The sequence below is a fragment of the Duganella sp. 1411 genome (assembly GCF_017833525.1).
Lineage (GTDB): Bacteria > Pseudomonadota > Gammaproteobacteria > Burkholderiales > Burkholderiaceae_D > Rugamonas.
In genome coordinates, this window is sequence record NZ_JAFICD010000002.1 from 809267 (window position 1) to 832341 (window position 23075).

Annotated in this window: 19 protein-coding genes and 1 pseudogene; 7 read left to right on the top strand and 13 right to left on the bottom strand. The window is 65.6% G+C overall.

Annotated features, from left to right (window positions below):
- Nucleotides 1-2: 2 nt before the first annotated feature.
- The 5 genes from JOD97_RS15210 to JOD97_RS15230 form a co-directional block, all read right to left on the bottom strand.
- Complete coding sequence (locus JOD97_RS15210) at nt 3-2711, bottom strand: ATP-binding protein (RefSeq protein WP_373999867.1); 2709 nt, start codon at nt 2709-2711, stop codon at nt 3-5.
- Nucleotides 2698-3498, bottom strand: a complete 801-nt coding sequence (locus tag JOD97_RS15215) for a transporter substrate-binding domain-containing protein (RefSeq protein ID WP_209719238.1) — start codon at nt 3496-3498, stop codon at nt 2698-2700. Before JOD97_RS15215 ends, JOD97_RS15210 begins: the two co-directional genes overlap by 14 nt.
- Before the next feature lie 18 nt (nt 3499-3516).
- Nucleotides 3517-4971, bottom strand: coding sequence for a Ppx/GppA phosphatase family protein (locus JOD97_RS15220; RefSeq protein ID WP_209719241.1), 1455 nt, complete (start codon nt 4969-4971; stop codon nt 3517-3519).
- Nucleotides 4972-5133: 162 nt separating this feature from the next.
- Nucleotides 5134-6300 carry a diguanylate cyclase gene (locus tag JOD97_RS15225; protein ID WP_209719244.1) on the bottom strand — a complete coding sequence of 389 codons (1167 nt, stop codon included), beginning with the start codon at nt 6298-6300 and terminating at the stop codon, nt 5134-5136.
- Nucleotides 6301-6313: 13 nt separating this feature from the next.
- On the bottom strand, nt 6314-6589 hold the full coding sequence (locus JOD97_RS15230) for a hypothetical protein (RefSeq protein WP_209719247.1): 276 nt from the start codon (nt 6587-6589) through the stop codon (nt 6314-6316).
- A 281-nt stretch (nt 6590-6870) separates the two neighbouring features.
- Between JOD97_RS15230 and JOD97_RS15235 the strand changes: the two genes are divergently transcribed.
- The gene (locus JOD97_RS15235; protein ID WP_209720450.1) at nt 6871-7548 is read left to right on the top strand and encodes a fused MFS/spermidine synthase; all 678 of its coding nucleotides are present in this window, start codon (nt 6871-6873) and stop codon (nt 7546-7548) included.
- Nucleotides 7549-7692: 144 nt separating this feature from the next.
- Here JOD97_RS15235 and JOD97_RS15240 read toward each other — a convergent pair whose 3' ends face one another.
- Nucleotides 7693-8856, bottom strand: coding sequence for a LacI family DNA-binding transcriptional regulator (locus tag JOD97_RS15240; RefSeq protein WP_209719250.1), 1164 nt, complete (start codon nt 8854-8856; stop codon nt 7693-7695).
- 151 nt (nt 8857-9007) lie between these two features.
- Here JOD97_RS15240 and gudD point away from each other — a divergent pair, with 151 nt between their 5' ends.
- From gudD to JOD97_RS15265, 5 genes and pseudogenes are all read left to right on the top strand, one after another.
- The gene (gudD, locus tag JOD97_RS15245) at nt 9008-10372 is read left to right on the top strand and encodes a glucarate dehydratase (protein WP_209719253.1); all 1365 of its coding nucleotides are present in this window, start codon (nt 9008-9010) and stop codon (nt 10370-10372) included.
- A gap of 86 nt (nt 10373-10458) precedes the next feature.
- Nucleotides 10459-13317: a glycosyl hydrolase 115 family protein gene (locus JOD97_RS15250; protein WP_209719256.1), complete on the top strand. Its 2859-nt coding sequence runs from the start codon at nt 10459-10461 to the stop codon at nt 13315-13317.
- 171 nt (nt 13318-13488) lie between these two features.
- Nucleotides 13489-13761, top strand: a pseudogene (locus tag JOD97_RS15255) (enolase C-terminal domain-like protein); the annotation flags it as partial.
- Nucleotides 13762-14106: 345 nt separating this feature from the next.
- Nucleotides 14107-14730, top strand: coding sequence for a ribbon-helix-helix domain-containing protein (locus JOD97_RS15260; protein ID WP_209719259.1), 624 nt, complete (start codon nt 14107-14109; stop codon nt 14728-14730).
- An 89-nt stretch (nt 14731-14819) separates the two neighbouring features.
- On the top strand, nt 14820-15320 hold the full coding sequence (locus JOD97_RS15265) for a hypothetical protein (RefSeq protein ID WP_209719262.1): 501 nt from the start codon (nt 14820-14822) through the stop codon (nt 15318-15320).
- A gap of 217 nt (nt 15321-15537) precedes the next feature.
- Here JOD97_RS15265 and JOD97_RS15270 read toward each other — a convergent pair whose 3' ends face one another.
- From JOD97_RS15270 to JOD97_RS15300, 7 genes are all read right to left on the bottom strand, one after another.
- Nucleotides 15538-16095, bottom strand: a complete 558-nt coding sequence (locus JOD97_RS15270) for a hypothetical protein (protein ID WP_209719265.1) — start codon at nt 16093-16095, stop codon at nt 15538-15540.
- Nucleotides 16067-17155, bottom strand: coding sequence for a suppressor of fused domain protein (locus JOD97_RS15275; protein WP_209719268.1), 1089 nt, complete (start codon nt 17153-17155; stop codon nt 16067-16069). The genes JOD97_RS15270 and JOD97_RS15275 overlap by 29 nt, the downstream gene beginning before the upstream one ends.
- 156 nt (nt 17156-17311) lie before the next feature.
- Complete coding sequence (locus JOD97_RS15280) at nt 17312-17845, bottom strand: hypothetical protein (protein ID WP_209719271.1); 534 nt, start codon at nt 17843-17845, stop codon at nt 17312-17314.
- 15 nt (nt 17846-17860) lie between these two features.
- On the bottom strand, nt 17861-18343 hold the full coding sequence (locus JOD97_RS15285; protein ID WP_229264462.1) for an acyl-CoA thioesterase: 483 nt from the start codon (nt 18341-18343) through the stop codon (nt 17861-17863).
- A 121-nt stretch (nt 18344-18464) separates the two neighbouring features.
- Nucleotides 18465-21884 carry a response regulator gene (locus JOD97_RS15290; protein WP_209719274.1) on the bottom strand — a complete coding sequence of 1140 codons (3420 nt, stop codon included), beginning with the start codon at nt 21882-21884 and terminating at the stop codon, nt 18465-18467.
- Between the two features lie 87 nt (nt 21885-21971).
- Nucleotides 21972-22337 carry a hypothetical protein gene (locus JOD97_RS15295; protein ID WP_209720455.1) on the bottom strand — a complete coding sequence of 122 codons (366 nt, stop codon included), beginning with the start codon at nt 22335-22337 and terminating at the stop codon, nt 21972-21974.
- A 129-nt stretch (nt 22338-22466) separates the two neighbouring features.
- Nucleotides 22467-22607: a hypothetical protein gene (locus JOD97_RS15300; RefSeq protein ID WP_209719277.1), complete on the bottom strand. Its 141-nt coding sequence runs from the start codon at nt 22605-22607 to the stop codon at nt 22467-22469.
- A 198-nt stretch (nt 22608-22805) separates the two neighbouring features.
- Between JOD97_RS15300 and JOD97_RS15305 the strand changes: the two genes are divergently transcribed.
- Nucleotides 22806-22994 carry a hypothetical protein gene (locus JOD97_RS15305; protein WP_209720546.1) on the top strand — a complete coding sequence of 63 codons (189 nt, stop codon included), beginning with the start codon at nt 22806-22808 and terminating at the stop codon, nt 22992-22994.
- Nucleotides 22995-23075 lie beyond the last annotated feature (81 nt).

Below are 23075 nucleotides of genomic sequence, written 5' to 3' on the forward strand. Positions count from 1 at the left end.
CCTTATTCCTCGTCTTTATCCGCCACCGCCGCCAGCAACTTGCCGGCCGCTTCAAACTCGTACTGTTCCATATGGTGCCTGAGCCGCCCCATGGTCTGCGGCGACAATATCGTCGCCAGGCTGGCGCGCACGCCTTCGAAATAATCCAGGCTCTCGCCGCTGAACTCCGCCAGCAGGCCACGCAGCTCGCCGATCGCCCGGCGCGCCTCCTCCACGCTGACGGCGCGCGGCTCCGCGCGCGGCGGCAACGGCGGAATCACCTTCATCGACATGCCCAGCCAGCGCGACAGCACCCGGTATAGCCGCTGCGGGTCGATCGGCTTGGTGACATAGTCCTGCATGCCGTTGGCCAGGCAGCGGGCGCGCACGTCGGCCAGCGCGTGCGACGTCACGGCGATCACCGGCAGCTCATTGAAGCGGCCATCGCCGCGCAGCAGCTGCGTCGCCTCGTAGCCGTCCAATAGCGGCATGCCCAGGTCCATCAGCACCAGATCGTAGGCGTGCGGCCCGGCAGCCAGCAGCCGCTCCACCGCCAGCCTGCCGTTGCCGACCACTTCCACGTCCAGCCCCTGCAAGGCCAGCAGCTCCCGGGTGACGTCCTGGTTGTCCGCGCTGTCCTCGGCCAGCAGCACGCGCGCGGTGCGGCGCGGCGACGCGTCCAGCTTCAACTCGGCCACCGGGCCCTCGTAGACCGCCGCCCGCACCGCCAGCGCCGCCGCGTCGGACACCGCCAGCTCCACCTCGAAGTGGAAGGTCGAGCCGTGTTCGATCTGGCTCTCGACCTCGATATTGCCGCCCATCAGGCGCACCAGCTGCTGCGAGATCGACAATCCCAGGCCGGTGCCGCCGTACTGCCGCGTGGTCGAGCCGTCGGCCTGGATGAAGGCGCGGAACAGCTTGGCCTTCTGCTGCGGCGTCATGCCGATGCCCGTGTCGCGCACGGCAAAGCGCAGCCGCGCCTTGTCGCCGGCCGCGCCGGCCGCGCCGGCCGCGCCGATCACGTCGCAGCGCAGCGCCAGCGAGCCGGCCGGCGTGAACTTGACGGCGTTGTTGACCAGATTGATCAGCACCTGCCCGAGCCGCAGCGGATCGCCCACCAGATAGCGCGGCACGCCGGGCGCGACGTCGATCACGTATTCGAGCTGCTTGTCGGCGGCGCGCTGCGCCGTCACGCTCGAGACATGGGCCAGCACATCGTCCAGCAGGAACGGGATCGCCTCCAGCTCCAGCCGCCCGGCCTCGATCTTGGAGAAGTCGAGGATGTCGTTGATGATCCCCAGCAGCGACAGCGCCGCCATGTGGATCTTGCTGATGTAATCGTGCTGCCTGGGCGTCATCTCGGTGCGCAGCGCCAGATACGCCATGCCCAGCACGGCGCTCATCGGCGTGCGGATCTCGTGGCTCATATTGGCCAGGAATTCGGACTTGGCGATGTTGGCCGCCTCCGCCATCGCGTTAGCGGTGACCAGCTTTTGCTCGCGCTCGCGGCGCGCGCTGATGTCGCGGATGAAGGCGCAGAACTCGTAGCCGCCGTCGGCGTCCGTGGTGACCTTGGTGATCGACAGCTCGATCGGGAACTCCTCGCCGTTGCGGCGCATCGCGAACACTTCGATGCGGGTATCGAGCACGCCGCCGCCGCCGCCCGCCAAATGGCGCCGCATGCCGCGGTGATGGTCGTAGCGGAAGCGCGGCGGGATGATGGTCTGGTCCAGCTCACGCCCCAGCGCCTCGGCGCGGCTCCAGCCGAACACCCGCTCCGCCTGGGTATTCCAGCCGACGATGGAGCCTTCCGGATTGGTGCGCACCACCGCGTCGAGCGCCGTGTCGACGATGGTCTGCAGCTTGGCCTCGCTCTCGCCGGCGATCAGCATCGACTCGGTCAGCTCGCGGGTGCGCTCGCTGATGCGCATTTCCAGATCGGCGTTCAGGTCGCGCAGTTCGCGCTCGGCGTCGCGCAGCCGCGTGAGCGTGTCGCGGAAGCGCAGCACGGCGTGCGACATGCGGCCCACCTGGTCCTCGCGGCCGATGCCGGACAGCTTGATGTCGGTCTCGCCGTGGGCCAGCTTTTCCAGGCTGGCCTGGATGTCGGCGAACGGGCGCGCAGCGCGCCGTCCGACCAGGAAAATCGACAGCCCGATGCCGAGCGCCAGCAGCAGGTTGGCGGCCACCGTGTCGACGATGCGGCGGCGCAGGTCCTGGTCCATCTTCTGGCGCGAGAAGGCCAGCTCGATGGACCCCAGCTGGTAGGTGCGGCGCGCGTCGTTGAAGCTGATGTCGCGGCGCACGTGGATCGCCGCCACCGGCTCGCGCAGCGGCGAGACGTAGCTGGCCATTTCGGCGCCGTTGGGCGCCAGCACGCGCAGCACCAGCACTTCCGGCGTCGCCCCGGAGGCGTCGACGACGCTGGAGACGGCCGCGCTGTTGATGTCGAACAGCGGCCGCGCCAGCGCCTGCGACAGCACCGCCGTCAGGCGCTCGGCGCGCTCGCGCAGATTGTGCTCGGCCTCGGTGTGCAGCGTTTGCATCACGTAGGTGGTGTAGATCGCGGTCGACAAGGCCAGCGCGAAAAAGATGCCGAACCCGAGCCGCAGGAAGATGTTGCCGCGCCAGGCGCCGCGCAACCGCGCCAGCGGCCCCCGGCCGCGCATCAACACCGCGTCGACGGCGGCGTCGCTGGCGGCGGCGGAGCGCCCGGTATCAATGATGGCCACCTTCGGCCTGCTCCAGTTTTTTGTACGCCGCGCTGTTGCGGGCCTGTTCGACGGCGCGCCAGATACGCTCGGCCAGCTGCGGGCGCGCCGCCACCATCGCGTGCGACAGGATCAGGAAATACGGTTTTTCGATGATCGGGATCGGCAGCTGCTCCAGCTCGGACTTGAGCGGGCCGCGCATCAGGCCACCGGCGTCGCTGCCGCCGACGGCGGCCGCCGCCACCCGTCCGGCGATCAGCTTGCGGGCCAGTTCGACGGCGCGCTGGCTGCCCTCGTCGACCTCCAGGTTTTGCGCGCGCAGCACGTCGCCCACCGAATACCCCAGCTGAAAGCCGATCGGCCCGTCCAGATTGTGGAAGGCCTTGCCGTCCCATTCGACCTTGCTGCCTTTTTTGCGCAGCACCACGTAGCGGTCCACGTGCATGCGCTTGCTCACGTCCGGGGTGTCGCCGCCCGGGTACTCGCCCAGTTCGCGCCGATCCGGCTTGTAGCTGACGGCGAAGGCGCCGTCGACGGCGTTGGCCTTCAACTGCGCCAGGCAGCGCTTCCATGGAATGCTCAGGTAATCGAACCGGATGTCGAGCCGCTGCTCGACCATCTTGAGCAGCGCGAAATTGAGGCCGCCGCCCTTCTCGGTGCGCCACGGCAGCACGTCCTGCGCCTCGAAGCACAGGGTGACGACTTCCTTGCGCTGGTCGGCCCCCTGCGCCGGCAACGGCAACGCCAATGCCAATGCCAGCGCCAGCGAGGCGCCGGCGGCCGGGTGGTGTTTTGTGCGGTCGGTCATCGGCGTCTCCCGTGTGCTCTAGCCGCTGGTGCGGATGGTGAAATCCACACCGACTTCGTCCCAGTTCTCCTGTTCCTTCTCCAGCCAGTACGACAAGGTCGGATGCTCGGCCACCCACTCGCGGCGGATCTCCAGCTCGATGCGGTTCTTCACGCGCAGCTTGATCAGGCTGAAATCGATGTCGATCCGCGAGTGCATGAACAGCACCGCCAGCCGCAGCGCCACCACCGCCTTGGCGAAATCCGGCTCGGCCAGCACCTCGGCGACCTTGCGCAGATTGCCCTTGTGGGCGAGGATCAGGCGGCTCATGACCTTCTGCTCGCGGGTGGTGAAGCCCGGCAGGTCGGCGTTCTCGATCATGTAGGCGGCGTGCTTGTGGTAGCCGGTCTGCGATACCACCAGCCCCACCTCGTGCAGCAGCGCGCTCCAGTACAGATGGCGCGTGTACTCCTCGGTGGCCGGCTTGGTCTGCATGTACAAGGCCAGCGCGTCGTCGGCCACGCGGTTGGCGCGGCGCTCGTCGACGTGGAATCTCTGCAGGCAGGCCTGCACCGACTGCTCGCGCCGATCGCGCTTGGTCGAGCGCAGGTGCAAATCCCACATCACGCCCATGCGCAGGCCGGCCTCGATCGGCTGCACCACCGGGATATCGAGTTCGCGCACCAGGCCGATCAGGATCGCCAGCCCGCCGATGATGGTGCCGGCGCGGTCCGGGCGCAGGCCGGCCATCTCGATCTTGCTGACATGGCCGAATTCGATGAAGCGCTGTTTGAGCGCGGCCAGCGTGGCGGCGTTGACCTCGCGCCCGATGCCGTTCTTGACGATGATGTCGGCGATGGTGCGGGCCGTGCCCGAGGAGCCGTAGCACTGCTTCCAGAACTGCGGCCGGTATGGCGGCGCGGCGTCCTCGAAATGGCTGCGCGCCGACAGGATGGCCGCCTCGAACGACGGCGCGTCGACCCGGCCGCCGACGAAGAACGACAGGCTTTGCTTGACCGTGCCGACGCTGAACGACTCGACCTTTTCGATCTCCTGGCCGCGCCCCAGTATCAACTCGGTCGAGCCGCCGCCGATGTCGATCACCAGCCGCCGCTCGCCCGGCGTGGCCAGCGCGTTGGACACGCCCATGTAGATCAGGCGGCCTTCCTCCTCGCCGGAGATGATCTCGATCGGGTGGCCGATGGCCAGTTCGGCCTGCGGCAGGAAGGCGGCCGCGTTGCGCGCCACGCGCATGGCCGACGTCGCCACCACGCGCACGCCATCGAGCTTGTAGCCGTCGAGCACGGCGCGGAAGTTGCGCAGGCACGCCAGCGCGCTTTGCATGGCGGCCGGCGTCAAATTGCCCTTGTCGTCCAGCCCGGCGGCCAGGCGTATCGGTTCGCGCACGCTTTTCAGCACGCGGATCGCATCGCCGTCGTGCTTGCCGACGTGGAGGCGGAAACTGTTGGAACCCAAATCTACTGCTGCGTACATAAATGAAAGCCTCTCTGTGCAAACGGCAACCAAGGCTTGCGTTGGCCCGGACCCGACCGGAATCAAACTAAACGATTTACACGGTTACGAAAATCCACCACGATATGCCCGCATTATGACAGCGTGATGACGCCCGCGCTTGAGTGCGCTATCGGACGCGGCCTACGCCTCCAGCGCGCCCACCGGCGACTGCGCCTCGGCCACCCGGTTGCGGCCCGACGCCTTGGCCTCGCGCAGCGCCTCGTCGGCGCGCTTGAACAGGCTCACGGCGCTGTCGTCGGCGCGGATGGTGGTCACGCCCAGGCTGGCGGTCATGTTGATGACGGCTTTTTCGGCCTTCACCGGCAACAGGGCGATGGCGTTGCGGATCCGCTCGGCCACCATCATGGCGTCGTCCTGCGCGGTGCGCGGCAGCTGGATGGCGAACTCGCCGCCGCCCAGGCGCCCCATCAAATCGCTGTCGCGCAGCTGTTTCTTGCACACGTCGACCATCGCCACCAGCACCATGTCGCCCACCGCGTGGCCGTAGTCGTCGTTGATGCGCTTGAAATGGTCCAGGTTGAGGATGATCAACGCGGTCGGCAGGCCGGGCCGGCGCGCCAGCGCCATCCACGGCGTCAGCGCCTGGTAGAAGCCGCGCCGGTTGGGCACCTCGGTCAGCGCGTCGAGCACCTCGAGCCGCGCCAGCTCGCCGTCGAGCTGTTCGCGCCCCAGCAGCAGGTAGCCGAAGGCGTTGCTGAGCATCATCAAATACAGGGCGCCGATGCCGACGCTCTGGATCAGCGCCGGGCTGACCCAGCCCCAACCGTCCGGCAGCGCCACCGACAGCAGCCCGCGCGCCACCACGGCCAGCGCCAGCACCAGCATGGCCACCACCAGATAGCGGCGCAGCAGGGTCCCGGCCGACCAGCCGCGTCCCAGCGCGGCGGCGCCGGCGACGAAGAACAAGCCCATGACGACCGAGGTGATGGCGATGCGCCGCGGGGCCGGCGTGTCGAGCAGCCAGGCGCACACGAAGATGACGATGGCCGCCGCCAGCATCGGAACCAGGTAGCGGCGCCACACCCGGCGGCCGGCCTGCTCCCACAGCGCGGCCGCGTCCAGCGCGAAGCCGGTGAACAGCAAGGCGTTGGCGAACGGGATCGTCAGGAAATCGGGCAAGGTGCCGCGCAGGTACAGCAGACCCCAGGCCAGCGCCTGGAATTGCTTGGCCCTGGACCAGGTGGCGGTGCGCCCGGCGGCGCCGCCCTGCTGCTCGGAAAAGAACAGCGCCGCGCACAGGCTCAGATTGCCCAGCGCCAGCGCCAGTACCAGGGTTTTTATGTCCATGACCGCGGGCTGGTCAGACCTCGTGCTCGACGTTGGTGCTGCCGTCGCCCATTTTGCTGGCCCACGCCTGGGTGAAGTAGACTTTTTCCTCCTCGGTCGGGGCGTCGTGCCAGAACACGATCAGCGTACCCTTGTGGTCGTGCAGCTGGCTGACCTTCTCGATGAAAGTCGGTTTGCCGGCCACGTCAGCCAAGGCGACGACGTAACCGTAGACCCGCGTCAGCCGCTCGATACGGTCGGGTTCGGTTAAGCTGTTGGTGGCGGTAAGCGTAGGGTGATCTAAAAACATCGTCTCTCTCCAAGATGGCAGCCAAGGGGCTGGCCGGTGCTAACGTCAATGTACCTATTATTTTTCCGTCTGTAAATGCAAGCATGGCGGCCGTGACCTCCGGCGACACAATCGCGGCGTTTTTCCGCCCGGACGGTGGTCAAGCCCGGGCGCGGCCGGACCGGCATGCTACTATAAATCGCCACCGTAAATCCACAAGACAACAAATCTTGACGCCACCCACCCCGCTCCCCCTGGTCCGCACGCGCGGCGACAAGCGTTCGCTTGAATTTGAGCCCGGCATGATCCAGAGCGAGATGCGGCTGTCGCGCCCGGACCAGCTGGTGCTCAGCTACGCGCGCGCGATGATGTGTTTTGTGCTGTTCCACCCGCGGCCGGAGCACATCGTCATGGTCGGCCTGGGCGGCGGCTCGCTGGCCAAGTTCTGCTACCGCTACCTGCCGCACAGCCGCATCACCGTGCTCGAGCTGAGCGCCGACGTCATCGCGCTGCGCGAGCAATTCGCCATCCCGCGCGACAATGCGCGTTTCCGCGTCATCGAGGCCGACGCCGCGCGCCACATGCGCCAGCTGCGCGGCACGGTCGACGTGCTGCTGGTCGACGGCTTCGACGCCGCCGGCCTGCCGCCCGAGCTGGGCAGCGCCGCCTTCTACGCCGATTGCCGCCGCGCGCTGCGGCCCGGCGGCGTGCTGGTGGCCAATGTGTTCAGTTACGATCCGAATTATGGGGCGATGCTGCGGCGGCTGCGGCAGGCGTTCCAGGGAAGGATATGCTGGTTTCGCGGCATCGCCGGGAATAACAGGATTTTGTTCGCGGTCAAGGGCGGCGCGCCGTCGCCGGCGCTGGCGATGCAGCAGAAGGTGGCGCGCAGCCATGGGCTGGCGTTGCCGCTGTTGAACAAGCTGCTGGCGCATTGGACGGTGTTCAAGCTGCGCTGGAACGCGGGCCTGGGGCATTAAGACACCTTGAAAACACCGTGGAAACACGTAGGGCGGATTAGCGCAGCGTAATCCGCCATGCACGCGTTTCGACGGCGCATGCAATGGCGGATTACGGCGTTCCGCCTAATCCGCCCTACGTGCCTCCGTGGTATCGCGGCGTGTTCAGGTGCTACCGCGCTGAATCAGCTCGAAACCGGTATCGAACACGCGCGACGCCGCCGTCTGCTCGCCGCCCACGCCATCGATGCGGTCGAGTATCGCCTGCGCCGCCACCAGCCCGATGTTGCGCCCATCCACCCGCACCGTCGACAGCGGCGGATACGTGTGCGCCGCGAAACTCAAGTCGCCGAAGCCGATCACCGCCAACTGCTCCGGCACCTTCAAGCCGCGGCTCATCGCCTCGATCATCAAGCCGTGCGCCAGCGTGTCCGAGCTGCAGTACACGGCGTCGATGTCCGGCGCCAGCGCCAGCAGCCGCGCCAGACCCTCTCGGCCCAGCTGCATCGTGGTCGGCGGCGGCATCGTCTGCACCGCCGCCACGGCCACGCCCAGCCTGGCCAGCTCGGCCTGCAAGCCCTGGTTGCGCCGCTCGGCGCGCGGATCGTCGGCCGACAGGATGGCGATGCGCCGGTAGCCGCGCTCGATCAAGTGCCGCGCCAGCGCGTGGCCCACGCCCTCGTGCGAGAAACCGACCACCATGTCGATCGGCGACGGCGACATGTCCCACGCCTCGACCACCGGAATGCGCGCCAGCTGCAGGCGGCGCCGGGTGATATCGGTGTGCAGCGTGCCGGTCAGCATGACGCCGTCCGGCCGCCGGCTCAGGATGGTCTCGACCAGCACCTCCTCGCGCCACGCCTCGTAGCGCGACAGGCCCAGCAGCACTTGGTAGCCGGCCTGCGTCAGCCGGTCGCTGGCCGCCTCCACCATGTCGGCGAAGATCGGCGTGGCGATGGTCGGCAGCACCAGCGAAATGAGCTTGCTGCGGTTCGACGCCAGCGCGCCGGCCATCATGTTCTTCACGTAGCCGGTCTGCTGCACCGCTTCCTGCACCTTGGCCACCGTGTTGGGGCGCACCAAGTGCGGCTGGTTCAACGCGCGCGACACCGTGATCGGCGACACCCCGGCCACCTTGGCGACGTCGATCAGGGTCGCGCCGCTGACGCTCAGGTCGGCCGTGGGCGTGTGCAGCACGCGCAGATCGGCCCGGTCGGCCGGTTTGGCCGGCTTGGCCGGTTTGACCGTCTTGCGGGCGACTTTTTTACCGGCCGGCTTGGCGGGCTTGGCCTTCCCGGCGGCCGGCTTGGTGGTTTTTTTGTTATCCATAACAATGGATTATACATGAGCACATCATTTTCAATCATTTATGCAGGGCTTAAAGCCCCGCAGAGATGTAAATTTGTGTTGAATTTTCCCATGGCGGCCGGTATGATCAAATGATAGCGCAATCATCAGCACGTCTAAAACAGGAATCAAGATGTCACAGACCCCATCCCCAACCACTTCCGCCGCCCACGACACCCCGCGCGTGGTCGCCATGCGCGTCATCCCGGTCGCCGGCCGCGACAGCATGCTGCTCAACCTGAGCGGCGCGCACGGCCCCTACTTCACCCGCAACCTGGTGATCCTCACCGACAGCGCCGGCCGCAGCGGCGTGGGCGAGGTGCCCGGCGGCGAGGCGATCCGGCAGACGCTGGAGGACGCGCGCGAGCTGGTGGTCGGCCGCGCCGTGGGCGACTACAACGCGGTGCTCAACCAGGCGCGCCGCGCCTTCGCCGACCGCGACGCCGGCGGCCGCGGCCTGCAGACGTTCGACCTGCGCGTGGCGATCCACGCCATCACCGCGCTCGAGGCGGCGCTGCTCGATTTGCTGGGGCAGTTCCTGGGCGTGCCGGTCGCCGCCCTGCTCGGCGACGGCCAGCAGCGCGACGCCGTCGAAATGCTCGGCTACCTGTTCTACGTCGGCGACCGCAAGCTCACCGCCCTGCCCTACGCGGACACGCCGGCCGACGCCGCCGACGACTGGCTGCGCCTGCGCAACGAGGCCGCGCTGACGCCAGAGGCCGTGGTCCGCCTGGCCGAGGCGGCGTACCAGCGCTACGGCTTCAACGACTTCAAGCTCAAGGGCGGCGTGTTCCGGGGCGAGGAGGAAATCGAGGCGGTCACCGCGCTGGCCGAACGCTTCCCCGATGCGCGCATCACGCTGGACCCGAACGGCGGCTGGCTGCTCAAGGACGCGATCCGCCTGTGCCGCGACCAGCACCACGTGCTGGCCTACGCCGAGGACCCGTGCGGCGCCGAGAACGGCTACTCGGGACGCGAAGTGATGGCCGAGTTCCGCCGCGCCACCGGCCTGCTGACCGCCACCAACATGATCGCCACCGACTGGCGCGAGCTGGGCCACGCGGTCCAGCTGCAATCGGTCGACATCCCGCTGGCCGATCCGCACTTCTGGACCATGCGCGGCTCGGTGCGGGTGGCGCAGATGTGCCACGAATGGGGCCTGACCTGGGGTTCGCACTCGAACAACCACTTCGACGTCTCGCTGGCGATGTTCACCCACGTGGCGGCCGCCGCGCCGGGCAAGATCACCGCCATCGACACCCACTGGATCTGGCAGGACGGCCAGCACCTGACGCGCGAGCCGTTGAAGATCGAGGGCGGCATGGTCAAGGTGCCGGCCAAGCCGGGCCTCGGCGTCGAGCTGGACATGGAGGCGGTCGAGGCCGCCCACCAGCTCTACCTCGGCATGGGCCTGGGCGCGCGCGACGACGGCGTGGCCATGCAGTACCTGATCCCGGGTTGGAAGTTCGATAACAAGATGCCGTGCATGGTGCGGTGATGTGGGCGGCTACTTCCACGGCGATCCGGCGCCGCGCCGTCAGCCCTGCCCGGCTTGCCCGGCTGCTTGCGGCATTGGCTTGGCTGATGGCTACCACCGCAGCCCATGCGCTGGGCACCGGCCGCTTTGTGCAACTGGACGGCGGCGAAGGCGTGGTCGTTGCCGCCGACGGACGCGCGGCGCCACTGCTGGTTTCGCCCGGCGATTTCCCCGGCGTGCTGCGCGCGGCGCGCGATTTGCAACGTGATGTCGGCAAGGTCAGCGGCGCCACCCCGGCGTGGCGCACGGACACCGTGGCCATGGCGGGCGACATCATCATCGCGGGCACGCTGGGCCGGCATCCAGTGATCGACCGGCTGGCGAAGGAAGGAAAAATCGATACGGCCACCCTCGCCGGGCAATGGGAGGGTTTTCTGATCCAGGCCGTCGTGGATCCAATGCCGGGCGTGAAGCGCGCACTGGTCATTGCAGGCAGCGACAAGCGCGGCACGATCTATGGCCTGTATACGCTGTCCGAACAGATCGGCGTCTCGCCGTGGCACTGGTGGGCCGACGTGCCGACGCCCCGCCACCGTTCGCTCACCATTCCGCTCGCCACGCACGTCGCGGAAAAGCCCGTCGTGCAATACCGCGGCATTTTCCTGAACGACGAGGCACCGGCGCTCACCAACTGGGCAAAGGAACGCTTCGGAGGCTTCAACCGGCAGTTTTACGAGAAACTGTTTGAACTGATGTTGCGCATGCGGGCGAATTATCTGTGGCCGGCGATGTGGTATTCGTCGTTCTATGACGACGACAAGGGCAATGGCGAGTTGGCGGACACGATGGGCATTGTCATGGGCACTTCGCATCATGAGCCTATGATGCGAGCCCAGCAGGAATGGCACCGCTATGGCAAAGGCCCTTGGGACTATCAGCGAAATGGCGACACGCTACGCGAGTTCTGGGCCGGCGGTTTGCGCAATACGCGGAACTACGAAAGCGTTATCACGATGGCCATGCGTGGCGACGGCGACGAACCGATGTCCGACAGCGCGAACGTGGGGCTGCTCGAACGCATCGTCGCCGACCAGCGCGACCTGATCCGGAACGAATGGCAGCGCGAGCCGGATACGGTTCCGCAGTTGTGGGCGCTATACAAGGAAGTACAGGACTACTATGAAAAAGGCATGCGCGTGCCGGACGACATGCTGCTGCTCTGGTGCGACGACAACTGGGGCAATATCCGCCGGCTACCGACGGCCGAGGAGCGCAAGCGGCGCGGCGGCGCCGGGGTGTACTATCACTTCGACTACGTCGGCGTGCCCCGCTCCTACAAGTGGCTGAACGTGACCCAGATCGGCAAGGTGTGGGAGCAGATGAACCTGGCGAACGAGTATGGTGCGAACCGGATGTGGATCGTCAACGTGGGCGACCTGAAGCCGATGGAAGTGCCGACCGAATTTTTCCTTTCCTATGCATGGGACCCGGCGGCTTGGCCCGCCGAGCGCCTTCCGGACTACCTGCGCCAGTGGGCCGCCCGCGAATTCGGCACGCGGCACGCGCACCGGATTGCCGACATCGTCGACAAATACACCCGCTACAATGCGCGCCGCCGGCCTGAACAGCTGGCCCCGGATACCTACAGCCTCGTGAACTACGACGAGGCCGAACGCGTGGTTGCCGACTACACCCTGTTAGCGGAGGAAGCGCAACGCATTGGCAAGACGCTGCCCACGCCCATGCGCGACGCCTACTTCCAGCTCGTGGAGTACCCGGTGCGGGCCTCCGCCAACGCGGTGGATCTCTATGTGTCCGCCGGCCGCAACCAGCTCTACGCGCGCCAGGGACGGGTCAGCACCAACGATATGGCGGCGCGGGTGCGTCGGCTGTTCCGGCACGACGCCGAACTGGCAAGCCAGTACCAGCATGGCGTCAGCGCAGGGAAGTGGAATCACATGATGTCGCAGACGCGTTTCGGCTACACGAACTGGGACCAGCCTTACCGCGATGTGATGCCGGCCGTGTCCGAGCTGCGCATTCCCGAACCTGGCCAGCTGGCGGCGCCGAACGGCATTCATCCGTCAGACCGAATGGGCGTGGCGGTCGACGGCAATCCCGTCGCATGGCCCGTCTTCCCGATCCGCCAGCTGGTTCTGCCGGCGCTCGACCGGTACGAACGAAAGCCCCGCCATATCGACCTGTTCAACCGGAGCGGCGCACCGTTCGATTACACGATTACCGCCAGCCAGTCGTGGCTGACGATCAGCCAGCCGGCCGGCCGTGTGGGCAAGGATCGCCGCATTGCCATCGATGTCGACTGGGATGCCGTGCCGGCCGGCCTGACGGAGGCGGAGCTTACCGTACGCGGTCCGGACAAGGCCAATGTAGTGATTAAGGTGCCGGTGCATGCGCGCAGCAATGCCGTGGAAGGCCACGTTGAAACGGGCGGCGTGATCGCCATCGAGGCAGAACACTACACCCGCGCGCTGGCGCCGGTGGGCAGGCGGTGGCAGACGATCCCTGGCTACGGTCGGACGCTGTCCGGCGTGACGCCGATGCCCAGCACGGCGCCGGCCCTCACCGTGCAGGACGGCATGCGGCTCGAGTACGACGTCCATCTGTTCAGTGCGGGCGAGGTGAAACTGCATGTGGTCTTGTCACCGACGCTGAAGTTCCAACCCGGCGCTGGCTTCCGCTACGCGGTGTCGGTCGACGATGGCCTTCCCGAAGAAGTCCGCGTGCACGCCGACCAGTCCGAAGATTATTGGCGCCAAATCGTATCGGACGGCGTAGCGAAGTTCGTCACGACGCACCGGGTTGACCAACCCGGCAAGCACACGTTGAAGTTCTGGTCGCTCGATCCCGGCCTTGTGCTGCAGCGGCTTGTCATCGACGCGGGAGGATTGCGGCCAAGTTACTTGGGACCACCAGAAAGTCCCCGGATCGTGCCCGCCAAAGAGTAATCGAGGCCGCCTCCGGCCCGACGCCGCATATGAAGTTATGGTGCGGCGCCAATGTGCGGGCCACGCCGGGCCCGGAGGTCGGAACATGGGTACCGGGTAGTTCGGGCACCGTGTCATCGCTTCCTTGGAGAACATTGCGACCAGATGCGGGGCCTCCGCTTGAGCCGCCCGGCCGCCGCGCCGGGCAAGATCACCGCCATCGACACCCACCGGATCTGGCAGGACGGCCAGCACCTGACGCGCGAGCCTTTGAAGATCGAAGGCGGCATGGTCAAGGTGCCGGCCAAGCCGGGCCTCGGCGTCGAGCTGGACATGGAGGCGGTCGAAGCCGCCCTCCAGCTCTACCTCGGCATGGGCCTGGGCGCGCGCGACGACGGCGTGGCCATGCAGTACCTGATCCTTGGCTGGAAGTTCGACAACAAGATGCCGTGCATGGTGCGGTGAGTTCGATCATGTGCATGAGCGTTCTGTGAGTTCAGCTGGACGCCGCTCGACGCTGGGGGGGCAGTCCTGCCTCCCGCTCCACTGTCACATCGCAGCCAAGTTGGACTAGATCGTTCGTCACGATGACGGGCGGCTTCCGCCCCACAGCCGCCCCTCGTCCCTCACGCGGGAGCGGGAATCCCATAGCGCTCCCCTGGCAGTATGCACATGGGTAGGCCGCCCAGCTCCTTGTAGCAAAAGCCCGATTTTTCGCCCTGTTTTTCCCTATTTTCCCCGCGATTGAACTGTCGCCGCGCTTCCCGGTCTAAATATGACAAAGCAGAACAAAATAGGGGAGAAAATCGAATGAATACCACAGTGACCGTGCAGCTGCCCACCGACACCCTGCTCCAACTGATAGAAAAGCTGCGCCGCCGTGGCGGTTCGCAAGACATTTCGGAAGCCATCACGAAGGCCATCGAATGCTGGCTGGAAGACCCGGCCAGATTCGCGCCCGGCGCGGACCCTGAGGACATGCACGGCTATCAATGGAAATCGCTGTTCCTTCCCGAAGGCACCGTGTTGAAATCGTGGAGTTACGGCGAAAACAACTACGCTCGCGTTGAAGGCGATCAGATCATTCACGATGGCCGCGCGGTGTCGCCGAACCAGTTCGCGCAATCGTTCGCGCGCTCGACGCGCAATGCGTGGCAGGACTTATTCATCCGCCGTCCGGGCGACAAGACTTTCAAAATAGCATGCCGGCTGCGTGATGAACTGATCGCGGCGGCGAAGCCAGCCGCCGCCACGCCAACCGGTACGATCCCGACTGGCTCCACCGCAGTGCCGCCGCTGGCGGTTGGATCAACGGCAACCTTGCCCGCGCCGCAGGCCCCGTCCCCAGCTGGCCAGCCAGCGCGAAAGGTTCACGCTTTGTCACTGCCGGACAAAAGTCGTCCCGAAGCAGCCGTTACCAGAACGGTCAGGTGAGCGGAATAACAACAAAAAGACAATATCTGATTGTCATTTTCACAATGAAGTTTTATGATGGGGAACCCCTCCTCCCCGAAAGATGCTCGATGAATAAATTGCCCCTGCGCATCGCTGCCGGCGCCCTTTGGCTCGCCGTTTCCGGCGCGTCGATGGCAGATTCTTCCATTACTATGCCAATTGAAATCGACGGCATGCTGACGGAAATTCCTGGCCCGTCGCTGCGCTGTCCGTCCAAGTTCGGCGGCGTAACCATCGGGCGTGGCGACGGCGCCCTTACCGGCCCGGTGGCATTCATCGCCAATGATTGCATCACCCAAAGCGGCACGTTGTTTACGTTCAGCGCCGGCAAGTTAATCATCCTCACTGTCGCCGGCGACCAGATCTTCGCCGACTATAGCGGTCAGTTTGTTCCAACGGGCGTAGGGTCGAATTTCGTATTCAGTGGCGCCACGTTCCAAGTGACAGGCGGTACGGGGAAATTCAGCAAGGCCAGCGGCGGCGGTAACATGACCGGCGCTGAAGACATCAGCACGGGCCAAGGCACGATCAAACTGAGCGGTCGCATCACCTATAAGGACAAGAACTGATCCAATACGCATGTCTGGCTCGTGCACAGCGGACAACGGATTGAGCTTGGAAATACCATCCCTGCCAGCCCTGGCACAACTAAGGCGCACCCTGGAAGTGCCGGGTGCAATGAAACTCCTGTTTGGCATCTCGTTTGGCCGGGCAGAGATGGCAGCGCGACAAGTCCCCTCACCTTCCGCGCGTCCTAAGCGAGCGCGTGGTTATGAACGACTAACTCTATTGGAACTGCTTGTCGCTCCACGTACTATCCCCAAAATGCTTTTCAGCTAAAGCACGAATATAGGCATAACCCCAAATTGGAGGACCATTCGTTGTGAGTCCCGTGTATTCCACTTCTGACTCCACGTCCCAAGTTTCATGCAGCTCACCTTGTACTTCGCCTCCGTTGCGTTGGATTGCACGGATATGCATAAACCCGTTCTGTAATACCCGTGTGCTCTTTAAGTTTGAAGGCGCCGGCAATGAGGCGCCGGACCAATTCAAAAGTCCGCCAAGAAACAGGGAACGATTCAGCTTTCCTTCGGAGGTGGTACGAGCCAGGACTATGCCGCAGACGAAGTGACCATTACTCAGCTGAAAACTCCAGTATTGCCCCTGCCGTAGATATGCAGTCGAGCGAGGTTCAAACGGGAAAATCATCACAAGAAAATCTTTGCTAAAGTAAAAAGCGAACGTCTGCTGTTGGTCGGTTACTGACGTTCGCAAAAGGGCAGCATACCAACGTCCGAGCGCCCGCCTCGATTGATCACCCGATCTTCTCAACCACGTCGCCATTCGCATCGCGAATCAGGGTCGGCTGAACGTTCCAGGTCAGCGACGGCAAACCGGTCAGACGATACCGCCCTTCCCGTGGCCGCACGGCTTGGGCGAACTCGCGTGCGCCATCCGCGTCCATCGTCACCGTCATCGTGTTGTCGTCGATCTGCCAGGCGCATTGCGGCCCCGGCTCAAAGCTCAGGCGCCAGTCCGGGCCGGCGAGCAGGAAAGGCCGGTCGAAAGGTAGTCGCAAAGCGAGCAGCGCGCCTAGCTCTTGAACCTGGCGGGCGCCCACCGTAATCTCGGCCACTGGGGACCGCAGCAGCCGACTGCGTTGCTGCACCGCCAGCACGTCGGTAAACAGGAAGCCGCTCGATGAACCATCCCGCTCCGTGCCGGCTTTGACCTGCGACGCGACGTCCTCGGTATCGAGCAGTGAGGACCGATGCAGGTCCGTGATCCACAATGGCATGTGGGGCAGCAGCACTTCCAGCAGCTGCGCCGTTTTCCATTGCTTCGCGGCGCGTTCTTCCTCGACCGTCAAGCCGACTACCTGGATGAACGCGAACCTTCCATTCGGCGAGTCGACCGGCGGCAGCTCGGGGTCGGCGACGAAACCCATCGAGCACAGTTTCGTTCCGGTATCCAGCGCGATCGGGCCGTTCGCGGTCATCCAGTCGCCGGGGTTGAAGACATTGCCCGTCTTGAAGACATAACGGGCAAGGTTCTGCAGCAAGGCAAGCACCCATTTGGGGGCCGTCATTTCCTCATCCGTCGCCTTGAGCCTGAACGTCAGTTCGAAACCGTAGCCGCTGGTCTCCGGGTCGTCCGATTCCTTCTCATACAGCTCGGTGAAGCCATACGTCACGTAATGCCAGTGCGGGACAGGCAGGTCGCGGCGGTAGACGCTGATGCCGTCCAGCGGGTCCGATCCGCCCAGGCGATGGCTGACCAGGGTACCGAAGTGTTCAGGCTTCTGGTTGTCGTATAGCGGGGCAAGGCTAGCGTCGATGGCGTCCCAGCCGTGGGTGACGACTTCGTCGTCCGTGTCGTCCTTGTTGTCCTGTTCGCGGTTCAAATGTGTCTCCGGGTGTGGGAGGGATTCATCTCTCAGTCGATGGTGATCTTATATGCAGCTTTCGGGGACGGATACAAATCGGTCGGTAGCTAGCCTTTGAACTCTAACGCATCAGACAGTACACGCCAGGTCAAGTCTCAGCAAGTGCACTCAATGCTACTTCTCGGCAGGCCGCGCGATCGGCGCCCGCAATACAAGCACGCTCCCCGGTCCACGCTGCCTTTTCGCGTTGACTGCGTAGACCTCCATTTTCATCACCAGTGGTTTGTTCGTCACGTAGGGGGACTCGAACAGCAAGAAATCGAAGCGCATCGAATCGCCTTCCCGCACGCCTGTGACGGGCATGTTTTCCACTGCAAGCCCGCTGTCCTTGGTCAGCATCTTGAACCGGAAGCCGATCTGGTCAAGTTTTGCCTTGGCCGCCCGAGGCCAGTGGATACGCACGCTGACTTTGCCCGAGCGGCAGGCGTCGAGCCGCTCACGGTAATCGGTCGGGATATAGGGCAAGCGGTCCAGACGCTCGACCTTCAACGCCGGCGCGGGCAGCGCGGAACTCACTTTGGCTTTGTCCCAGTTGAAGGTCTTGGGCGCGGCTGGTTCGAATTCCCTGTTGCTCGTGATTAAAAAGCAAGCGGAGGCCGGCGACGCGAAGGCCGCCAGCAGAGCCAAGACGCTTGTTAAGCGGCGCATCGGGCGCTTCCGCTGTCAGCCCTTGCGCGCGCCATCGTGCACCATCTGGCGCGACTGCTTGCGCAGCAGCGCCTGCTGCCAGCGCTGCTTTTGCTCGTCGGACTCCGGCACCAGCGCCGGCACTTCGACCGGCTTGCGGCCGGCGTCGACCGCCACCATCGTGAAATAGCAGCTGTTGGCGTGGCGCACCAGGCGCTGCTGGATGTTCTCGGTCACCACGCGGATGCCCACTTCCATCGACGTGCGGCCGGTGTAGTTGATCGACGCCAGGAACGTGACCAGCTCGCCCACGTGGATCGGCTGCAGGAACATCACCTGGTCGACCGACAGGGTGACCACGTAGCTGCCCGAATAGCGGCTGGCGCAGGCGTAGGCGACGCTGTCCAGATACTTGAGGATGGTGCCGCCGTGCACGTTGCCGGAAAAGTTGGCCATGTCCGGCGTCATCAGCACGGTCATGCTCAGTTCGTGGGCCGACCACGTCATTGGTTTTTCCATTGTTTGCTCCCTAGTTGATTATAAAAATAGTTTGCTCTTCTCGTAGGGCGGATCAGCGGAGCGTAATCGGCCAATGCGTGCGTCATCGGCGGCTCATCGATGGCCGATTACGGCGTTCCGCCTAATCCGCCCTACGCAACACCTGCTCGATATCGCCGAGCAGCCCCGGTCCGGCATCGAGCACCAGCGCCAGCTGGTCCCACGCGCGCGCGGACGCGCCCTCCTTCAACGCCGTCTCCGCCAGCTGCGCCAGCGCGGCCATGCGCTCCGCCCCCACCGTCCCGGCCAGGCCCTTGAGCGTGTGCAGCGGCGCCAGCGCCGCCTGCGCATCGCCGGCCGCGCGCGCCTCGCGCAGCTGCGCGGCCAGCTTGACCGACTCCACCGCGAAACTGCGCAGCGTCATCAAATAAATCGGCTGCAAGCCGCCCATGCGCTTGAGCGCGGCGACGCTGTTCAATCCCGCCTCGGGCAGCGGCATGGCGCCGCTGTCGGCGGCGACCGGCGCGACGGCATCGCCGGCGGGCGCCCGCCCCATGTCCGCCGGCGCCGGCGCGCGCCCCACATGCTTGAGGATGACGTCGATCAGTTGCGCCAGGTCGAACGGCTTGCCGACGTGGTCGACCATGCCGGCGTCCAGCGCGGCCACGCGGTCGGCGGCCATGGCGTTGGCCGTCATGGCGACGATCGGCGGCGCCCCCTCCCCCAGCAAGCGCTGGATCGCCCGCGTCGCCTCGTAGCCGTCCATCTCCGGCATCTGGATGTCCATCAGGATCAGATCCGGCAGCGGCCCGCCGCGCGAGACGGCCTCGATCGCGTACGGCCCCGAACCGACCACCTCGACGCGCGCGCCGTCATTGCTCAGCAGCTCGCTGGCCACCTGCTGGTTGGCCGGGTTGTCGTCCACCAGCAGCAGCCGCAAACCGGCCAGCCGCTGCTTCGACGGCACCGACACCAAGGTCAGCGGCGTGCGCCGTTCCATGCGCGCGTCGGCCACGGCGTCGAACAGCATCGAGGCGGTGACCGGCTTGACGACAAAGCCGTCCAGCACCGGCGACAAGTCCTCGTGCTGCTGCGCCAGCAGCTCGCGGTCGTGCGCGGTGACCATGACGATCAGCGGCATCTTGCCCGACGGCGCCAGCTTGCGGATCCGGCAGCTGGTCTCCCAGCCGTCGAGCGCCGGCATGCGCCAGTCGATGAACACGACGTCGTAGGCGCGCTGGCCGGCCACCTGCCCGGCCACGGCCGCCAGCGCCTCGTGGCCGCTGGCGGCCAGGTCGACCTGCCAGCCGAACGAGCCGGCCATTTCGCTCAGCACCACGCGCGCGACCGGATTGTCGTCGACCACCAGGCAGCGCAGGCCGCGCATCAGCGCGTCGACCGGCGCCGCCGCCTCGGCTTGGCGCGCCGGTTGCGGCGGCGCCTCGCACTCGATGGTGAAGTCGAACACGCTGCCCTTGCCCGGCGTGCTGTCGACGCCGAGCGTGCCGCCCATCAGCGCCACCAGCCGCTGGCTGATCGCCAGGCCCAGCCCGGTGCCGCCGTAGCGCCGCGCGGTCGACGCCTCGGCCTGCGAGAAGCCGTCGAAGATGTGCCGGCACTGCGCCTCCGAGATGCCGATGCCGGTGTCGCGGATGGCGAAGCCGATCGACAGCCGGTCGCCGTCGCGCGCCAGCAGATTGGCCGACAGCACGACCTCGCCGCGCTCGGTGAATTTGATGGCGTTGCCCGCCAGGTTGAGCAGGATCTGCTGCAGGCGCAGGCCGTCGCCGACGATCAGGTCCGGCAGCGCCGGATCGATGCGGAACAGCACCTCGATGTTCTTGCTGCCGACGTTGGCCGACAGGATCACGGCCAGGTCGCGCCACAGTTTGTCGAGCCGGAACGGGTGCGGGTCCAGCGCCAGCTTGCCCGCCTCCACCTTGGAAAAGTCGAGGATGTCGTTGAGCAGCCCCAGCAAGGCGCTGGCGGCCGAGTGGGCCTTGGCCGTGTAATCCTGCTGGCGCTCGCTCATCTCGGTCTGCTGCAGCAGTTGCAGCATGCCCAGCACGGCGTTCATCGGCGAGCGGATCTCGTGGCTCATGTTGGCGACGAATTCCGATTTGGCGCGCCCGGCCTGTACCGCCTCCTCCTTGGCCCGCTGCAGCGCCAGGCGCGAGGCGCGCGATTCGGTGCGGTCGGTGCTGCTGCCGACCCAGCTCAGCACGACGCCGTGGTCGTCCTTCTGCGGCAGCGCGTGGTTGTCGAACACGCGCCAGGCGCCGTCGCGCCGGCGCATGCGGCAGTCGCAGCGGAACTCGCTGCCGTAGGTGCTGGCGTGGCGCCACGCCGCCGTCATCGCCGCGATGTCGTCCGGGTGGATCACGCTGGCCCAGTTGTCGTCGCCCATCATCCGCTCGGGCGGGATGCCGCTGAACTCCTCCCAGTGGTGGCTGAGGAAATCGACGCGCAGCTCCGGCGTGGCGGTCCACACCATCTGCGGCAAGCCCTCGGTGAGCGAGCGCCAGCGCGATTCGGACGCCGTCAGCTGCGTCAACAAATCCTGCAGCGCCTGCTTGTTTTCCATCAGTTGCTCGACCGACTGGAACTGCTTGCGCAGGCCGAAGCGCACGCTCATCAGCAACGCCGCGGCCAGCACCAGCAGCACTGTGGCGAAGATGGCGGCGTTGCGCACCTCCTTGCGCCACGGCGCCAGGAAATCGTCGCTGGCCAGCCCCACCACCACGTACACCGGGTAGGCGCCGATGCGCGACACGCTCAAGGTGCGCTCGCGCTTGTCGCGCGGGCTGACGACGGTGTAGGTGCCCCGGTCCAGTTCGCCGTCCATGATGCGCTGGGTGATGGCGTTGACCTTGATGGTGGTGCCGAACAGCATATCCTCGGCCTCCGGATAGCGGTGCAGCACCCGCTTGCGGTTATCCAGCAGCACGATGGCGCCGTGCTCGCCGATGTTGAGCGCGGCGAACGCGGTGGTCAGCCGGGTGCTGTTGATGAGCACGTAGGCGGTGCCGCCGAAGCCGCCGTCGGGCAGGGTCAGCGGAAAGGCCAGCGGCAGCACCCACTCGTCGCTGATGCGCGAGCGCGCCGGCAGGCCGATGATGAGCTCCTGTTCGGTCTTGGCGCGCTGGAAGAATTCGCGGATGCTCAAGTCCTGCGGCTTGGCCAGGTCGATCCGTTCGCCGTAGATCACGCGGCCGGCGGCGTCGGCGCCGCGCACGGCGTCGGCCTGCGGGATGCGCTCCTTGAGCGAGCGCAGGTAGGCGCTGAACTTCTGGTCGTCGAAATGGCCGGCCGCGTGCATGGCCTGGAACTCGACGCCGGCGCGGCGCATCGCCAGGTCCACCTCGAGGAAATGGGAGTTGAGGAATTTCTCCAGCGTGATGGCGAGGTTGCGCGAGGTCTCGTCGGCGGCGGCGTAGTAGCGCAGCCGGCTCTGGTTGAGCACATGGCCTATCCCCAGCAGCACGATCAACAACACGACGGCGACGGCGGCCACCAGCACGCCATACAGCTTCCGGAACTTCCGCAGGGTATCGACTCTCATCACGGGGGGGCGCGCTCTCTTTACGCGGGTTGCTCGTTTGTTAGCACATTACAACAAAAAAAACGCTCCGGCGGAGCGTTTTTTCGATCACAAACCTTGGTTGGTGATATCGGCCAAGGAGGCGCGGCCTTTGTCGCTGATGTCGAAGCCGCCTTCGGCGCGCGGCACGATATGGGATTTTTTGCCGAGGAACATGGCCACGTCGGCATCGATCGGGCTGGCCGGATCGGCCTCGATGGCGCGCAGGCCCAGGATGCAACGGCGCAGGAACAAGACTTCCTCCCCCTTGTCGGTGAGCGAGATGCGGCCGTTCTTGGCGATGCTGAATAGTTTGATGCCGGCCAGGCGCTTGGTGTTGCGGCCGACGCAAGCGCTGACGCGCTCGCCCTTGATACCGCGTTTGACCTCGTCCAGCGCGTTGTACTCGTCCTGCGTTAATTTCTCGTTCTTCATTGCCATTTTTTCCATAAGAGACTGCTGCGGCCCTCATGGTACGCGCCCGGCGGGATGACGGCAAGAAAATGCGCCGCCAGCGCGTTCGCGGCGAAACGCGCGCCCCACCTCAAAATGGCGGACGACTGCTTACAGCGCCCGGATCGCCAGCCACACCAGCCCGATGCTGGCAAAGGCGGCGATGCAAATCAGGGCTTGCACACGCTTCGCGCTCAACGCGACACTACGACGACGACCGAGGTAGATTTTGTTGTGTAAGGAATTGCCCATGATGCTCTCCGTGAACGAAAAACGATGACATGACTAAATTATAGGAACAGTTTCATGACGGCAGTGTGACGTTGAACACAAACATATAAATTTGTATCCATCGAGCAACGATAGTCACCAATTCTCACTGCCTCCAGCGCGCGCCGGTCCGCGCGGCAAACTGCTAGCATGAATGTTCAGTCACTCACGGAGTCCGCTATGAATCAACCTGCCAAAACCCACCGCGACGAACACGCCGCGGAAGCCGGCCACATGCTCGACGAGGCCGACATCGGCAGCGGCGAGCGCTCGCCCGGTCAAAAGGAAACCGACGAGGCCATCAAAAGCATACCGCCGCTGCCGCACGACGGCGAGCCCCGCAAGCCAAAGCAGCCGCCGCGCGCTTAGCACCTTTGACCGGAGCCCCAAGCGGCCCTGGCTTAACCCCGCACGCCGGCATGCAGGGGTCGTACCCCACCGGGTACGACC

What these genes read in the sequence shown, in the direction of transcription:
- JOD97_RS15280 (WP_209719271.1), bottom strand. Translation starts at nt 17,845, where the DNA reads ATGCGCCGCTTAACAAGCGTCTTGGCTCTGCTGGCGGCCTTCGCGTCG.
- JOD97_RS15300 (WP_209719277.1), bottom strand. Translation starts at nt 22,607, where the DNA reads ATGGGCAATTCCTTACACAACAAAATCTACCTCGGTCGTCGTCGTAGT.
- JOD97_RS15240 (WP_209719250.1), bottom strand. Translation starts at nt 8,856, where the DNA reads ATGGATAACAAAAAAACCACCAAGCCGGCCGCCGGGAAGGCCAAGCCC.
- JOD97_RS15225 (WP_209719244.1), bottom strand. Translation starts at nt 6,300, where the DNA reads ATGGACATAAAAACCCTGGTACTGGCGCTGGCGCTGGGCAATCTGAGC.
- JOD97_RS15295 (WP_209720455.1), bottom strand. Translation starts at nt 22,337, where the DNA reads ATGAAGAACGAGAAATTAACGCAGGACGAGTACAACGCGCTGGACGAG.
- JOD97_RS15220 (WP_209719241.1), bottom strand. Translation starts at nt 4,971, where the DNA reads ATGTACGCAGCAGTAGATTTGGGTTCCAACAGTTTCCGCCTCCACGTC.
- JOD97_RS15270 (WP_209719265.1), bottom strand. Translation starts at nt 16,095, where the DNA reads ATGGCGACGTGGTTGAGAAGATCGGGTGATCAATCGAGGCGGGCGCTC.
- JOD97_RS15290 (WP_209719274.1), bottom strand. Translation starts at nt 21,884, where the DNA reads ATGAGAGTCGATACCCTGCGGAAGTTCCGGAAGCTGTATGGCGTGCTG.
- JOD97_RS15260 (WP_209719259.1), top strand. Translation starts at nt 14,107, where the DNA reads ATGAATACCACAGTGACCGTGCAGCTGCCCACCGACACCCTGCTCCAA.
- JOD97_RS15285 (WP_229264462.1), bottom strand. Translation starts at nt 18,343, where the DNA reads ATGGAAAAACCAATGACGTGGTCGGCCCACGAACTGAGCATGACCGTG.
- JOD97_RS15250 (WP_209719256.1), top strand. Translation starts at nt 10,459, where the DNA reads ATGGCTACCACCGCAGCCCATGCGCTGGGCACCGGCCGCTTTGTGCAA.
- JOD97_RS15235 (WP_209720450.1), top strand. Translation starts at nt 6,871, where the DNA reads ATGATCCAGAGCGAGATGCGGCTGTCGCGCCCGGACCAGCTGGTGCTC.
- JOD97_RS15230 (WP_209719247.1), bottom strand. Translation starts at nt 6,589, where the DNA reads ATGTTTTTAGATCACCCTACGCTTACCGCCACCAACAGCTTAACCGAA.
- JOD97_RS15215 (WP_209719238.1), bottom strand. Translation starts at nt 3,498, where the DNA reads ATGACCGACCGCACAAAACACCACCCGGCCGCCGGCGCCTCGCTGGCG.
- JOD97_RS15305 (WP_209720546.1), top strand. Translation starts at nt 22,806, where the DNA reads ATGAATCAACCTGCCAAAACCCACCGCGACGAACACGCCGCGGAAGCC.
- gudD (WP_209719253.1), top strand. Translation starts at nt 9,008, where the DNA reads ATGTCACAGACCCCATCCCCAACCACTTCCGCCGCCCACGACACCCCG.
- JOD97_RS15265 (WP_209719262.1), top strand. Translation starts at nt 14,820, where the DNA reads ATGAATAAATTGCCCCTGCGCATCGCTGCCGGCGCCCTTTGGCTCGCC.